We start from the raw sequence: 16026 nt of genomic DNA on the forward strand, positions 1-16026 counted from the left end.
CCTACATCAGTCTCATTTTACTGAATAAGCGCGATCGCTCCCTGAAAATTCTCTGTGATCTACTGTGCGATCGCAAATCCACACTCAACATCAGTCTCATTTTACTCAATAGGCGCGATCGCTCCCTGAAAATTCTCTGTGATCTACTGTGCGATCGCAAATCCACACTCAACATCAGTCTCATTTTACTCAATAGGCGCGATCGCTCTTGTTGAGATGGTAAAATCACAAGCGTAGACGCGCAGCGGCTTGTCGTCAGACATCGCCTCGGCAACAAAAAATCAGCTACGATCAATCATATAATTCTCTTCACAACCACAGTAATGTTAATTACATACACTGCAAAATATACAAAAACTAATAGCGGATATATGGGACAACTCATTGAATGGCAAGAAGTGATCACAGAAGGAGAAACCATAGAAGAATGCAGAGCTATGTTGCAAGATGCAACGAAAGAAATGATTCTTGCCTATCGTCAACAAAATAAAGAAATTCCCACAGGTGATGCTTTGCTGGAACAAATTCCTATAGAGGTTTGAGTGTGTCAGTCAAACGAAAAGAGCTAATTAAATATTTAGAAGCAAATGGCTTTTATTTATGAAGAGAAGGAGGAAATCATTCCATTTATACTAATGATATCAAAACTATTCCTGTAAAACGCCATCGTACCATCGATCGGATTACGGCTAATGAGATTTGTAAACAAGCAGGTTTATTACCTAATTTTTAACTGCTCTGTTGACGAAAATCTGCTGGCGCGATCGCACTTCCCACACATAACAGCAGTCTTATTTTACTTATATAGGCGATCGCCTGACTCGTAAAGTTTCCCTAGACAAATATAATGATTTAACGTGGCAGCGATATTGCTCCACAATTAATATATGAATTCGCTACATTAAACATGCGCACAATTGCGGAAATTAATGAGAAAATCAGCTGCCAACGTGCGGTGGTGTTGACAGTTGAAGAAGTAAAAGCACGAGTAGCCGAAGTTGGTGTGACAAAAGTTGCTCAGGAAGTTGATGTGATTACCACGGGCACTTTTGAACCGATGGAATCGAGTGGTGCAATTATTAATCTAGGCCATACAGATCCGCCGATCAAAATTCGCCGTTGTTGGTTAGATGGTGTTCCAGCATACCCTGGTTTTGGCGCAGTAGATTTATACCTTGGTGCTAGTTCTGCTGTGGAGGCGAACGATGGTGAAGAAGTGAGGGAACGGGGCGGCGGTCATGTGATAGAAGATTTAATCGCCGGGAAAGCTGTCCAAGTACGCGCCCAAGGACAAGTTACAGATTGTTACCCACGCGCCACCTTTGAAACTACTATCATGCGGGAAACGATAAATCAGTTTTATTTATTTAACCCGCGTAATCTGTATCAAAATTTTATTGTAGGGGTAAATGGAGGCGATCGCCCATTGTTTACTTATCTTGGGCCTTTACAACCACGGTTAGGAAATGCTGTTTATTCTAATCCCGGTGCGATTTCGCCTTTATTCAACGACCCAGATTTACAACTTATTGGTATCGGAACGCGAATTTTTTTAGGCGGTGGTATTGGTTATGTCGCCTGGGAAGGTACTCAACACTTCCCCTTACAAAAACGGTTAGCCAATCATACGCCCATTGGGCCTGCTGCCACATTAGCTTTAATCGGTGATGCCAAGCAAATGGATGCTCGTTGGGTGAGGGGATGTTACTTCAAAAGCTATGGTCCTTCATTAATGTTGGGCGTAGGTGTTCCATTTCCGGTATTATCCGCCCAAGTAGTAGAACATTGCGCAGTACAAGATAAAGATTTAGTCGCGCCCATTGTAGACTTTTCTATTCCCCGGCGCGTTCGTCCCACATTTGGTTTGGTGAGTTACGCCCAACTCAAGTCTGGGCGTGTCACCATTGAAGGTAGAACAGTGCGTGTTGCACCTCTAGCAAGTTTGTTTCTTTCTCGAAAAGTTGCCCTAGAGTTGAAACAGTGGATCGAAGCTGGCAAATTTACCCTGACAGAAGCAGTTTCCCCAATTCCGATGGAGCGTTCTTTTCTACCTCAAGACCGCTGGACGGAATTTTGATATTGGGAGCTAGGGATGAGGGAAGGGGGACAAGGGGGACAAGGAGGACAAGGGGGACGAATGCCCCATGCCCAATGCCCCATGCCCCATCCCCTATTCTTGGGTTGGTTTCGGACGCTTAATCGGCTTAGGAGCCGGCGTTTTTGGTACAGGTTTAGACACAGCTGAGGAATCGCCGCCTATTTTTTTGATTGGGCGTGGAGTTTCTGAACCGCGTCTGGGGGGGAATGGTCTTCTACCACCACCACCACCACCACCGCCACCACGGAAACCACCTTTGTTGAATGGTGGTCTGCGCTTTTTGGGTAAGTCAGCGATCGCTTCTGCACTTTCTATTAGTAATAGGTCAGCTTGTCGCTTAACTTGAAAATCCCAAAACTTGCCTACTGCTTTGGTAGTTAAAACACCCGTCAGTTTCAATTTAAAATATTTGGGTTTGTCAGTTGGTTTGCGCGGAGCCTGTTTGATTTTTACCACTAAGCTCTTGGCATCAAAAGACTGGTAGACTACTTCACCACGAACGGAAAAACCACCATCAGGTATGTCTGATGAGGGTTTGAGGTTACTTGTAGATTCTTGGGAACTAGCAGATACAGTATCATCTAAGATCTGTAATTCTTCTAATTCCGAATCTTCCTCATCCTCCTCTGTCAAATGTTTAGCCAGTTTTTCCGGCTCCCAAACTCCGACAATTTGGAGGTGCAATGTGTCATTTTCTTGTCTTGTCCGTGGATAAACTACCCACAGATGTTCTTGTTCTAAATCCAAATGATTCTTAACTAAACTCATAATCCGTCCTAGGAGAACGGCATTGAGTTCTACACCATCTGTGGTTAGCAGATCACCTTGAGTAAATTGTTCATCGCTGGCACGGTAACGACCTCGGACTAAGCCGATGGCGCGGTACTGCATGGGTTCACTAGGCGGCGGAATCGGTTGCTGCCGATTGGCTAGGTTCCCATTGGAGCTAGTGTCGCTGGGGTTAACAGTCGAATTGTCTAATTTAGAGTCATTGGTTGCTACTGTAGGAACACTAGCTGTTGTCTCTACTTGAGTTGGACTCTGGTCAGAGACAGAAGAATTGGAAGATTCAGGCGACGGCATCAGGTCGGAATTCATAAAAAACTCCTTGCGGCGGAGACACATCCCATTGTGGGATTTTACGAAGGCAGCTGAAAAGAGCGTTTGTGCGGCTGATGAAAGTATATTTGCTTTCAACCAACCACTTTAGAACGCCCATTAGCATTCTAAAGACGCACTTCTACACTAAATGTGTAATTTAGCGTCTTTAGACTAGTTTCGGGAAGCATATCATAGCTAGAATTCTGACGGCTCCTCCTAAAGTCATCACTTACTTTAGCAGCGTGGATAGTTATTTGTTATAAAATTCACAGGCAATCGACGGTATTCCGCAAAGTTTTGGAAATTTTTAACTTTCGGATTTACTCGGATTTATGTGGATGATAATGTCATTAAAGTTCAGGAGAAAGAAGTCTTGTGTCTCAACCGCGCAGCTGGATAGTTAAGGTCGTCTTGGCTTTGGCAGTTCTTACTTTTGTGGGAATTTCAATGGTTCCCTTAATTTCTGCATTTAATAATAATACACAAACCCCAGCCCAGAATAACAACGCCAGCACTAAGGGTAATTCGCCTTCGCCTGACCAAAAATCAAAATTGCAAGACGAAGTTCGGGGTTATCAGTTGGTTTTGCAACGGGAACCAGAAAATCAGACTGCTCTTAAAGGGCTGCTACAGGCACGGTTAGAACTCTTAAGTATCAAAGAAGGTGATATTCAGGGAGTGATTGAACCTTTAGAAAAGCTAGCCAAGCTGAATCCAGAACAGACAGAATATGCAGTACTACTGGCTCAAGCAAAGCAGCAAATTGGTGACAAAGAAGGCGCAGCCCAAGCTTACCGTACTGTTTTGACCACAAAACCAGGTGATTTGAAGGCTTTACAAGGTATGGTGTCTCTGTTGTTAAGCCAACAACGCCCCGAAGCAGCTATTGGTTTATTGCAAGAGACTTTGACTGCTGCACCGCAAGTGAATAAAATCCAGCCGGGAAGTATAGATACAGTCGCCGTACAGGTACTTTTGGGTACAGTTCACGCTTCCCAAAAACGTTATACTCAAGCTCTCGCTGCATACGACCAAGCAACTAAGAAAGATCCCAAAGATTTTCGCCCAGTTTTAGCTAAGGCAATGCTATTGAAGCAACAAGGCAAAGTCGCGGAAGCTAAACCTTTGTTTAATACTGCTTCAGCTTTAGCACCTGCTCAGTACAAAGACGAAATTAATAAAGCCGCCGAGGCTTCGCCAACTCCTACTCCGCCTACATCCCCGACACCCACACCTGAAGGTAAAAAGTGAAAATAGGGGCTAGAGGCTAGGGGCTAGGGGCTAGGGGGGATGAGGAAGACAAAGCAGACAAGGAAAAATTCTTGACTGTTGACTGTTGACTGTTGACTGTTGCCCCATGCCCCATGCCCAAAATTATGCTCCTTCAATTGCTGCAACAACACCAAAGATTAAAAACAAGCATCCACCAATTAAAGTGAGTTGACGTTCGGAGATTCTGCCGGCAATTAATTTGCCACCAATGACTGCGATCGCAGCACAAATGGCGTGTCCTAAAACTGCACCCACACTCACCCCAATGGGGTTATTTCCGGCTGCTAGGGCAATTGTCGCAATTTGTGTGCGATCGCCCCACTCAGCCATAAATGTCAAAATAAAGGCTTCGGTTAAAATTGCCAGTGGTGTTTTGCGTAGTGGTAATTCTAAATCGGCTTGCTTTACCGCAGCTTTGGCTTCTTCTACTACTTCCTCGCTACTTGCACGGGACATCTTACTACCTTGATACAAAAGCTTGATACCAAAGGCAATAAATAAAGCGATTTCCGCATAATGAATATAAACCTTGGGCAACAAAGATGCTGTTTGTCCTAACATCACCGAAAGGATTGTCATTGCCGCTAAAGCCGCTACCACTCCGGTAAATACCAAGCGTCGGGGGTGGTGCATTGCTAAAATCACGGCGATAAAAAATGTTTTATCACCTAACTCGGAAACTGTAATTAGTAACAAACCTGCGGTAAAAGCTGTTAGCACTCTTTCAAGCTCCTAAAGAATCGTTAAACGATGTGAAGCTTGATGAAAGCCCTAAAACTTCACCAAGCTCCACACTTTTTGGTGTGAACTTAGTGAAGGTCTCGCTTGCAAATACAAATATTTTATACTTGTCATCTGAACCAGGCTCATCGCCAGTATGTTGATTCAGATGGGCTGGCGATTAATTACCAGCAGCTACTCCCCTTCTTTACAATCTGAATTGTATAGCTGTCTGAGGAATGAGTCAAGACTGTAGGCGATCGCTCTGATAAGGTGAAGTGGTGAATGTGACTTTACCCATAAGTTTGCCGCTGCTGGAACCATAACTTTGCCGCCACCAACGTTATAACCCTCATTCTTGCGTCAGCTAATTTTGGATGAAATTTAGAGTTTGGAACCATAAGTTTGCCGCTAGTCCTAATTGGAAGGATAAGCTTGCCGTGAGTCCAATCAAGCATAGAAAGCTGTGACTTAAAGGAATTGTTTGCCGCAACGGCAAACAATTCCTTTAAGTCACAAAAGCTGGAAAGCGCCAGATTTTTTTAGAATGCAGCAGAAGCGGTTCATGTTGGTATAGGATAGAAACTTTCGGCTAAGCTTATTTGCTTGCACCCATCTTTTAGTAACCTCGTAGATACATTGTCCATATTTACTTATCTTCACATAGTTTGATTTTTTCTTGCCTACTTACTTATTAAGCTCAATCTTGTCTTTAGCTGCGAGCTTACTGGTATTTGGCTTTAAGTAATTTTCAATACCTTATAATCGAAGATTTTTTCCTTAAGCTTCTTGCAGGATAGATTTAATGTGCTCATTGAGGCGGTTGTAAATGCGATCACTTGTTTCATCCGAGACAGCAATCCCACCAGCGAGAGGAGGAAGCTATCGTAATTTGAGGTTATTACCATAATTATTGGTAATAACCTTGATAATCGGCAATTTATTTACCAATTTTTTTGGCTTATAGGCTCATAGGTTGGTAGATTATGAATTAAGAAAGAACGCTTGAGGAGTGCAAATGATTAATAAACCCATCCTGACTTTTGCGAGTTGGGTATTAATTTCGTTCCTACTCATTGTCGGCTGTAGTCAAACGACTACATCTAACCCATCCTCAACTGTTAGCCCAGCAGCCCAAACAACAACTTTGACGGTATCAGCAGCTGCTAGCCTCAAAGATGCAATGGATGAAATCAAGCCTCTGTACAGCAAACAAAAGCCAAATGTCAATTTGACATACAATTTTGGTTCTTCAGGTGCTTTGCAACAACAAATTGAACAAGGTGCAGGCGTTAACGTTTTTATCTCAGCTGCAACTAAACAGATAGATGCTTTACAGCAAAAAGGTTTATTGGTTGATGGCACTCGCAAGGATTTGCTGAAAAATCAAATAGTGTTGATTGCACCGCAAAAATCCACAGTTGTCACTGATTTCAAAGACTTAGCTTCACCAAGCATTAAGAAAATCGCTCTCGGTGAACCCAAAAGCGTACCAGCAGGACAATACGCCCAACAAGTTTTAACTTCATTAAAAATTCTTGACCAAGTTAAAAGCAAGGCAGTTTACGCTAAAGACGTTCGTCAAGCTCTCAATTACGTAGAATCAGGTAATGCTGATGCGGGGCTGGTCTACTTCTCAGATGCCAAAAGTACACCAAAAGTCAAAATTGTCGCCACTGCATCCGAAAAAACTCATTCTCCTATCGTCTATCCCATCGCGGTGCTCAAAAGCAGTAAAAATGTCGATGCGGCTAAGGATTTCGCGCAATTTTTATCGGGGAATGAAGCCAAAACTGTGTTTGAAAAACAAGGTTTTACAGTAGCTGATAGTTAACAAGAGAAATTTTGACAGGGCTGTTTGAGCGTAGAACAAACGATTCAAACTAGCCCTAATTCAGTACCTTCTTAACCAAAAAACTATGGCATCGGATTTATCGCCCCTGTGGATATCGCTGAAAACTTCATTACTAGCCACATTTATTACTTTCTTCTTGGGTATTGCTGCTGCCTACTGGATGCTGGGATATCGGGGCAAAGCAAAATCACTGATTGAGGGTATCTTTGTTGCACCATTGATTTTGCCCCCTACGGTTGTCGGCTTTTTGTTATTAATCTTTTTTGGGAAGAATGGGCCTGTGGGGAAACTCATGCAGCCGTTTGACTTCAGCATTGTTTTTACTTGGTACGGTGCAGCGATCGCAGCTACAGTAGTTTCCTTCCCATTAATGTATAAAACAGCATTAGGGGCTTTTGAGCAAATTGATAATAATCTCCTGCGGGTAGCCAGAACTCTCGGAGCAACCGAATCCACAATTTTTTGGCGCATTAGTTTACCTTTAGCACTGCCGGGAATTTTAGCAGCGACAACTCTTGCTTTTGCTCGCGCTTTGGGTGAATTCGGTGCAACGTTGATGCTGGCTGGTAACATTCCTGGACAAACGCAAACGATCCCAATGGCAATTTATTTTGCTGTGGAAGCAGGTGCAATGGATGAAGCCTGGTTTTGGTCGATCGCGATTATGGCAATTTCTCTATCGGGAATTATTACCGTCAACTTCTGGCAGGAATCGAGAGAGAAAGGGAGGCGAGGAAACAGGAAAACAAGGGTACGTAAACAAAAGACCCAAACAAATGAAGCATCTGTGTTGCCTACAATATCCTCGACCGTCGGACTCAGTGTAGAGATCGAAAAACAACTGCCGAGTTTTCATCTTGAAGTTGCTTTCAATAGCGATGAGCAACCCTTGGGATTGTTGGGAGGTTCTGGTGCTGGTAAAAGCATGATTCTACGTTGCATTGCTGGGATAGAAACACCAACTAGAGGACGCATTGTTCTCAATGGCAAAGTACTGTTTGATGCCGAACAAAGAATTAATCTGCCAAGCCGCGATCGCCGCATCGGTTTTTTAGTGCAGAATTATGCTTTGTTCCCACACATGACTGTGGCTGAAAATATTGCTTTTGGCTTACCCAAGGGACTATCTAAAGGCAGTATCCGCGTGCAGGTAGAAGAGCAATTATTAGCTATGCAGTTACAAGGATTAGGCGATCGCTATCCACACCAACTGTCTGGAGGTCAGCAACAACGTGTAGCCTTGGCCAGAGCATTAGCCTCTCAACCAGAAGCATTACTTTTAGATGAACCTTTTTCCGCACTCGATACCCACCTGCGGAGTCAACTAGAACAGCAAATGACTGAGATTTTGGCTGATTACTAAGGCTTGTCTTTGTTTGTTACCCATAATATGGAGGAAGCTTACCGAGTTTGCCCAAATTTGTTGGTATTAGAACATGGTCGAGCTGTTCAATATGGTTCTAAATACGAGATTTTCGAGCATCCTACAACTGTGAGTGTTGCCCAAATCACAGGTTGCAAGAACTTTTCGTCTGCGATGCTTTTGCGATCGGGCGAAGTTGAAGCTCCTGATTGGGGTTGTAACCTCCAAATTATGGAAGGAATTCCTCACAACATATCTCATGTTGGTATTCGTGCCCATCACATCAGCTTAACCAAAGACCCCAACCAAGTAAATACCTTTCCTTGTTGGTTAGTCAGAACTAGTGAAACACCCCACCGCATGACCTTGTTTTTAAAACTACATTCTGCTGCTAATAATCCTCAAGACTACCATTTGCAAGCAGAAGTCTTCAAAGAAAAATGGGCAACCATGAAAGACCAGCCTTTTCCTTGGTATTTGCGTCTAGATCCCCTGGGCTTAATTTTGATGGAGTAATACGAATTCGCAATTCGTAATGACGCTCGTTCCTAGCGCTGAGGTTTCGAGGCTTAGATAGCGACAAGATTTCATAAAGTCAGGAATTGGCTACATAGTTAGATTGATTTTCACCAACCTGGTTGGTATTATGGTCTAGTCCGAAAAACCACGCAAATATCAACATACACAGTAAATGCTAATGAGGGTAGTGATTAATTTATTCACTTACCCTGATTTGTCTTACTTCAGTACGACTTTAGGATAATCCGCCAAGTAGTTATATACAAAGTTAATAGATGTCCAGCCGAAGTATTAATAAGAAATGTTTTCTAAAATTATCTCTTAATCAGGTGAAACCTACTGAAAAATTAACAGAAATATTAAATTTATGGCGGCTGTGGCTCATGGCAACATGCCAAATATAATTGGCAATAAATATGAAACCTTTGTCCTATATTGAGAATAACCATTATTTAATAATAGTTAGGCATTGGGTTAATATTTTAATTTCACATATATTTTTTAAGTAAATTATGATATTTAAATAAAAATTTTGAATAACAGTACAGAAAAAACTTTTAATTTAATAAATTATGACTCAAAGTCCAATTATTCCAGATGATACTAAAAAAAATGTATCTAATCACCAATCTGACAACTATTCATTAGGAGTAGATGCGGGCGATTGGGAATTAAGAATGGCGAAATTAGTAGGCTTAGAGCCAGAATCTTTATCAACTGATGCTGAAGTAATAGAAGAATCAGCTAACAAAGAGCCATCACCATCTCACCCAATAGAAGAGAAGACTGAACAATCATTATCACCAAATCCCTTTGCTAAGTTAGGTTTGGTAGGTACTGCTACTTTAGCTATAGTTTTATTTGCTGGTGGGTTTTTGACTCAGATGATGAGTAATACTCAGCAAAAGCCAAAAAATAATCATGCTGTTGCTCGAAAAACTCGATCGCCAACCCTACAGCAATCTAGAGAGCCAAATTTAGAGGAAAAAGTAGAGACTCTCAAAACAAAATTAGCTTTGACTGAACAAGCAGAAGCTGTGAAATTAGCACAACAACAACTTAGAGGTGGAAAACAGATATCGCCTTCTTTTCTAGGCGTTCCCCGAAATTTACAGATGAATGCTTCTAGTAGACAAACAGTGGTACAAAAAACACCGACACCGATGTCAACAGTTTACGTACCTCGGATAGTGACAGTTGAGCGGATTGTTAAATCTCCATCTTCTCAACCTTATTCTCAACCGGCTCCAACTTCATCACTACCCCAAGCAATTATTGTTAACCCACAAACTCCACCACCGACACCAAACCTATTGCAAATTTGGCAAAATCTAGCAAAGTTAGGTAGTTATGGACAGATGGGTGTGAGCGAACAATCTCATGTGAATGTAACGCCAAAGCCACAACAAAATAATGACGAGGGAGAACAACAGACAACAAATCCCAACCCTGAACAAACATCAAATCAGCAAACTGCTGTGGTGAGTCAAGCGGTACAGCAGAGTCCAAAATCTCTGGTAGTTGGTAGTCATGCTAAAGCTGTGTTAGCGACAGCTGTCTTTGGCGAAACGTCTAAATCTGAAAATGGCGATCGCACAAATGTCTTTGTAGTCCGGTTAAAAGAACCATTAAAAGCTTTTGATGGTGCGATCGCTTTCCCTGCAAATACTGAATTATTAACTCAATTGAGTTCTGTTTCTGAGCAAGGCTTAGTACAGTTAGACGTAGTTAAAGTTATTTTGCCGATTCAAGGACAACTCACACAAAGGGACTTACCACCAAATGCACTGATGATTCGTGCTCCCCAAGGTAAACCACTAATCGCCAACCAATTTCCTAATCGCGGATCATCTATAGCCAGTATGGATATGGGACTATTTGTCTTAGGTGGTCTTGGTAAAGCAGCAGAGTTATCTAATCGTTCCCAGTCTCAAGTTGTAACTACAAGTGGTTCGACTACTATCGTTAACAATACCAACCCTGAGCGTAACATTGTGGCGGGAATTTTTGAAGGTGGTATTAACACTGTAGTTCCCCAAATGGCCCAACGCAATCAACAAGCAATTTCCCAAATGACTCAACGAACTAACATTTGGTTTCTAAGCGCAGGTACAGCAGTTGAGATTTATGTCAATCAAGCCATGCAATTTTAAATTCCCAGTTCGCCCATTTTTTACTTAGTAATAGGAAAGTAACAGTGGAACTGACAGAAATAAATAACAGTATTATTGCTCCACTTACTAAAACAGATAACTCTTTTGCAGATTTTACTAATGACTGTAATTCTAATTTTAGTAATGGCAGTATATTCAAATCAAGCTCACAAAACAATGCCTTAGCATCAATTATCGCCAATAATAGTAATCTTAATGCTCAAGCCATTGCTGTTACTCTTAACCAAGCAGACTTAATCATCCAAAATACTGTAATTCCTAGTTTAGCATCTATTGGCAGTACTATCGAATTAAAATATCAAGTCAAAAACCAAGGTACAAGTAATGCTGTTGCTAGTACCACTAAATTTTATCTATCCCAGGATAAGACTCTCAGCAATGATGATAGATACTTAGGCTACGACTCGGTTGATATTATTGCCACAGGTGTTAACACTTCAGAATCAACAACCATCAAAATCGATAATAGCATCGCGCCTGGTAGTTATTATCTAATATCTCAAGCTGATAGTAATAAAGTTGTGAGTGAGAGCAGCGAAAGCAACAATATTGTTGCTAGCGCTATTAATCTGACTCCTCCTTTACCAGACGTAGTTATACAAAATGCTGTATCTCCCACTTCAACAGCCGTTGGTAGCAATATACAACTAAACTATCAGGTGAAAAACCAGGGCTACGAAACTGCTTTTTCTAGCTATACTCTTTTTTATCTATCTAAAGATTCAACAGTGAGTGATGATGATGTATACCTAGGCTCAGACTATGTAGATATTCTTGCAGCAGGTGCTTATAGTTCAGAGTCAGCCATATTCAAAATTCAAAGTAACATCGCCACAGGTAGCTATTATTTAATATTTCAAGCTGATGGCAATGGAGATTTTATTGAAAGCAATGAAAACAATAATACTTTAGCCAAGGCTATCAATATTACTTCTACTAAAACAGATCTGATAGTTCAAAATGCTGTAGCTCCTAGTTTAGTATCTGTCGGAGATAGCTGGAAAATTAGTTATCAAATTAAGAATAGAGGTGTTGATAAAGCCTTTCCTAGCGCCACAATGTTTTATATATCTAAAGATAAAACATTGAGTGATGATGATTTATATTTAGGCTACAACGATGTTGGCAGTTTGGCAGCAGGTGCTTACAGTTCAAAAACATCTTCACTCAGGATTGGTCAGAATATTACAGCAGGTAGCTATTATCTGTTGTACAAAGCTGATGGCTACAATAATGTTATTGAAACCAATGAAAGCAATAACATTGTTGCTAAAGCTGTCACTGTTAAGAATAGCTTTAGTTCTACTAATGGCTACGGCTTGATTAATGCAGCAGCAGCAGTGGCTGGTGCTATCGGTCAGACTACCTTTGCAGATGTTCCTAATTTAGGGGGTCGCAATTGGGGAGCAGACATCATCAAAGCGCCAGAAGTTTGGGCAAAAGGATATACAGGTAAGGGAATTCTTGTAGCTGTTGTAGATACTGGAGTTGACCGCAACCATCCCGATTTGAGCGCTAATATCTGGAAAAATACCAAAGAAATTGCTGGCAATGGTAAGGATGATGATGGCAATGGCTATATTGATGATGTTTACGGTTGGAACTTTGTTGACAAAAACAACAAAACTTTAGATAAAAATGGTCATGGGACTCATGTTGCAGGTACGATCGCCGGCGTAAAAAATAGCTTTGGTGTGACTGGCATTGCCTATAATGCCAAGATTATGCCAGTGAAGGTATTAGACGATCGCGGTTCAGGCTCCGATAGTGCGATCGCTAATGGCATTCGTTATGCAGTAGACAATGGCGCGAATGTCATCAACGTCAGTATAGGTAAGTATCCGGGGAATACTCAAATCCAGTCAGCTGTTAAATATGCTAGCAGCAAAGGCGCGATCGTAGTCATGGCGGCGGGAAATGACGGTGGCTCAACACCATACTACCCTGCCAGCTATGCACAAGACTGGGGGTTGGCTGTGGGAGCAGTCGATAAATATCGCAATCTCGCTAACTTCTCTAACCGAGCTGGATCTGAACTACTTAGCTATGTGACAGCCCCTGGTGTTGCTATTTATTCCACACTTCCTGGTAACAAGTATGGTACTTGGAACGGAACATCTATGGCAACTCCCCATGTGGCTGGAGTAGTAGCTTTGATGCTCAATGCGAATAAAAGTCTCACTGATGCCCAAGTGCGTAAGATTCTGACAGCCAGCGCGGGAAATAGTTTAAAGGCTTAATACCACTAACACTTGAAGAGGCGCGGAATTTCGCGTCTCTTCGTCAAGATACTTAGATTAGGAAATTTCCAGAAAATATTGTACCAATCGTTGTGCCCTGAGCGGAGTCGTTCGCGCTAGCGTCTCCGAAGGAGAAGGGCACGCCGTTGGCTAAGCGCAGTCGCCGTCGTTGGTTGAGCGCCGTCGCCGTCGTTGGCTGAGCGCAGTCGAAGCCAACTCCCTGGTATATTCTTTTCTGTTAAATCGCCTTCACACTAACAACTCACGGCTTTCTTGCGCTTCATCCAACCGCCTAATAAACCGGCAATTACTAGACCGCCAATGGTTGAGGGTTCAGGAACAGAAGAGTGAGGGCCGCCTTGTGCATCATCATCTACTTTGTAGACGCTAACATCATCTAAGTTTAACCAGTCATATCCAGTATGACTAGAAAACTTGATATCTGTAGCTTTGGATTTGGCGACAAAATCCAAGGTATATTTGGTGAATCCTTGAAAAGAAACATTTGCTAAATCTAACAGCTTTTTTCCACCGACAGATACTTGAAATATATTGTCCAGACGGGGTGCTTCTTCTACAGAGGCTAGGTAAAAGCTGAGTTGGTACTTGTTATGCTTTTTCGTGGCTAGAGTTTGTGAAAGGTTAGCCAATGTACCAGGAGGAGTGTAACCCAGTTCGACACTGCGTAAACCATTGGTTTCGGGGTTGGGATAATTTGACAGGCGGTTAGCATATACACCACCTTCCAACTGACTATCATTTTTCCATCCAGTAATAAAAGGATTGGGTAGAGTGGGGTCATAGTTAGGATCTACAAGCGGGTCAGCTTCAAAATCTCCATTCTGCACCAGATTCACTTTTACCGCTTTTGCTTGGGGAATATAAGCACCAGTAATCGCAATGGCACTAGTTAAGCCAACAACAAACAGTCCGAAACTTTTTGCTAATTTCATCAGATTTCACTCCAAATAGTTCAAAAAAACGAAAATAAAATCGAGCTGTCAAGAAAAAGCGATCGCACATCTGTCAAACAAGTTATGCGGGAACACCAAAGCCACGAGCAGTCAACCTATTTTTGGCTGTGGTACTGGATAAGTAGTTGGCAAAACTAGTTGCAGCTGAAAGATTAGCAGTTCTGGTGAGTACAGCCGCCGGATAGACAATCGCACTGTGGCAGTTTTGCGCGGCAGTTGTGATGAGGGTAGTAGTACTAGAAATTCTTTGGTCGGTTGTGTAAACTATGCCCGCATCAATTGTGTTGCCATTGAGGGTTTTATTTTGCACAGCCGCCAAGACGTTACGGACATTGCTCGCAAATACTAGCTTGTTGGCAGTTGTACTGTTGAGGAGGGTATTGTAAGTACCTGCTCCACAACCGCTGAGGGTACTTTGAAGAACTTCTCGACCATAGGCTCCTGCGGGAACAGTTGCCGGATCTCCGATCGCAATCCCTCTTCTACCACTTAGCCCAGAACCATTGACCAATTTATCAAAACCAGCAATAGCTGGAGAAGGAGCAGGACTAGTAGGAGTATTCGGTCTGATCAAGACTAGACGGTTAGTTGCAATTGTCTTCGGCCAACCTGAAGCCAATTTTCCTGCACTCTGCAAGCTATTCATTTGAGTTGTCGCCGCCGAGATAAAAATATCTGGAATGCCGGCAGACTCGTTTGATGCCAGGTTGATTTGATTGAGCAATGCACCAGAAGAATCAAAAGTATTGACAAAGCTAACCCCTAAGCTAGGGTTAGCCGCAGCAAAATCACTCTCAATTTCAGGTATCACTTCTGATAAGCTCACAGCCGCATAAACTCGCAGGGTAACTGCCGCCTGCGCTGTTTGATTTGTGGGATTGATTAACAACGGCAAGCTGATTACAATAATCAAGCTAGTAACTGCTGCTGCTATCCAACTGAGGAATCTTTTTTTTTGGGTGAGAAAAAACATACTGAAAATGTTTTCTGGGTAAGGTGGATTTCCCGTACTATTACCAACCCTGATGTTTTATACCTACGTATTTGGTAATTTACGCTTAAGCATACCAAACCTGGGCATTTATACCAACCTATTTGGTAATGAAACGATGACAAATGATAATTTAGTCAAAAATTTAGTTGGTATATACCAATAAAGTTGATAAAAACCAATTGGCTATTGAGGAATTGTCATAATCTAGCCACATTTGAGCAAAGCATACCAATAGCGATCGCCTGTTTTTCTGAACTATCAAAGGAGCGATCGCTATCAACGAACAGATATGCTAAACACGATTTACTGAAATTGATGCTAATGAGGTTGGTAATAATATTTATATAATTTAATGCTGTAGTTAATAGGTGATAAGCGATCGCCTACGGCTTGAGATGTAGCGGCTCGGATAGTATAAAAGTTTGATGAAGTTAGGATTTAACTATGTAATCCAATTGATTTCAGCCAACAATGTTGGTATTATAACTTTATCCGAAAAACCACGCATATATCAACATACACCAGTAAACGCTGATGGGAGAAGTGATTAATTTATTCACTCACTCATATATTTCTTGTGCAAGTAAGACTTTCTGAGAATTAGCTGAGTAGTCATACCAACAAAATCAGAGCAAAACCATGAAAAAGCATTATTTTGCCTTTTCATTGATAGCTTGTGCTGTCAGTGTCACGTTTCCCAATCAGGCTTTTGCGGT

At 42.0% G+C, this 16026-nt stretch carries 13 protein-coding genes and 1 pseudogene; 9 read left to right on the plus strand and 5 right to left on the minus strand.

Translation table 11 applies throughout. The features are described 5' to 3' along the window. Position 1: 1 nt before the first annotated feature. Complete coding sequence (locus AACU32_RS20180; protein WP_339378116.1) at positions 2 to 229, minus strand: hypothetical protein; 228 nt, start codon at positions 227 to 229, stop codon at positions 2 to 4. Positions 230 to 323: 94 nt separating this feature from the next. Between AACU32_RS20180 and AACU32_RS20185 the strand changes: the two genes are divergently transcribed. From AACU32_RS20185 to AACU32_RS20200, 4 genes are all read left to right on the plus strand, one after another. Continuing rightward, positions 324 to 542 (plus strand): type II toxin-antitoxin system HicB family antitoxin, encoded by a 219-nt coding sequence (locus tag AACU32_RS20185; RefSeq protein WP_096602665.1) that lies wholly within the window; start codon positions 324 to 326, stop codon positions 540 to 542. 98 nt (positions 543 to 640) lie between these two features. Beyond that, positions 641 to 733: a hypothetical protein gene (locus tag AACU32_RS20190; RefSeq protein WP_339378697.1), complete on the plus strand. Its 93-nt coding sequence runs from the start codon at positions 641 to 643 to the stop codon at positions 731 to 733. Next, a complete protein-coding gene (locus AACU32_RS20195) occupies positions 693 to 827 on the plus strand; it encodes a hypothetical protein (RefSeq protein WP_339378117.1) in 135 nt (44 codons plus the stop codon). The genes AACU32_RS20190 and AACU32_RS20195 overlap by 41 nt, the downstream gene beginning before the upstream one ends. 80 nt (positions 828 to 907) lie before the next feature. Further along, positions 908 to 2077, plus strand: coding sequence for a homocysteine biosynthesis protein (locus AACU32_RS20200; protein WP_096602667.1), 1170 nt, complete (start codon positions 908 to 910; stop codon positions 2075 to 2077). A 93-nt stretch (positions 2078 to 2170) separates the two neighbouring features. Here AACU32_RS20200 and AACU32_RS20205 read toward each other — a convergent pair whose 3' ends face one another. Further along, the gene (locus tag AACU32_RS20205) at positions 2171 to 3196 is read right to left on the minus strand and encodes a hypothetical protein (protein ID WP_096602669.1); all 1026 of its coding nucleotides are present in this window, start codon (positions 3194 to 3196) and stop codon (positions 2171 to 2173) included. A gap of 378 nt (positions 3197 to 3574) precedes the next feature. On the opposite strand from AACU32_RS20205, the gene AACU32_RS20210 reads away from it, so the two are divergent. Further along, positions 3575 to 4450: a tetratricopeptide repeat protein gene (locus AACU32_RS20210; protein ID WP_096602671.1), complete on the plus strand. Its 876-nt coding sequence runs from the start codon at positions 3575 to 3577 to the stop codon at positions 4448 to 4450. A 123-nt stretch (positions 4451 to 4573) separates the two neighbouring features. On the opposite strand, the gene AACU32_RS20215 is transcribed toward AACU32_RS20210, so the two are convergent. After that, positions 4574 to 5191, minus strand: a complete 618-nt coding sequence (locus AACU32_RS20215) for a TMEM165/GDT1 family protein (RefSeq protein WP_096602673.1) — start codon at positions 5189 to 5191, stop codon at positions 4574 to 4576. Positions 5192 to 6209: 1018 nt separating this feature from the next. Between AACU32_RS20215 and modA (AACU32_RS20220) the strand changes: the two genes are divergently transcribed. The 4 genes and pseudogenes from modA (AACU32_RS20220) (at position 6210) to AACU32_RS20235 (ending at position 13342) form a co-directional block, all read left to right on the plus strand. Then, positions 6210 to 7025: a molybdate ABC transporter substrate-binding protein gene (gene modA / locus AACU32_RS20220; RefSeq protein ID WP_096602675.1), complete on the plus strand. Its 816-nt coding sequence runs from the start codon at positions 6210 to 6212 to the stop codon at positions 7023 to 7025. 85 nt (positions 7026 to 7110) lie between these two features. Then, positions 7111 to 8925 (plus strand): annotated as a pseudogene (gene modB / locus AACU32_RS20225) (molybdate ABC transporter permease subunit). Between the two features lie 575 nt (positions 8926 to 9500). Further along, complete coding sequence (locus AACU32_RS20230; protein WP_096602677.1) at positions 9501 to 11081, plus strand: TrbI/VirB10 family protein; 1581 nt, start codon at positions 9501 to 9503, stop codon at positions 11079 to 11081. A 44-nt stretch (positions 11082 to 11125) separates the two neighbouring features. Next, positions 11126 to 13342, plus strand: a complete 2217-nt coding sequence (locus AACU32_RS20235) for a S8 family serine peptidase (protein WP_096602679.1) — start codon at positions 11126 to 11128, stop codon at positions 13340 to 13342. 254 nt (positions 13343 to 13596) lie between these two features. On the opposite strand, the gene AACU32_RS20240 is transcribed toward AACU32_RS20235, so the two are convergent. After that, a complete protein-coding gene (locus tag AACU32_RS20240; RefSeq protein WP_096608087.1) occupies positions 13597 to 14295 on the minus strand; it encodes a PEP-CTERM sorting domain-containing protein in 699 nt (232 codons plus the stop codon). 82 nt (positions 14296 to 14377) lie between these two features. After that, entirely contained in the window at positions 14378 to 15289 is a 912-nt protein-coding gene (modA, locus tag AACU32_RS20245; protein ID WP_096602681.1) for a molybdate ABC transporter substrate-binding protein, read from the minus strand. Between the last annotated feature and the right edge of the window lie 737 nt (positions 15290 to 16026).

Source organism: Calothrix sp. NIES-2100 (assembly GCF_963875285.1).
Lineage (GTDB): Bacteria > Cyanobacteriota > Cyanobacteriia > Cyanobacteriales > Nostocaceae > Aulosira.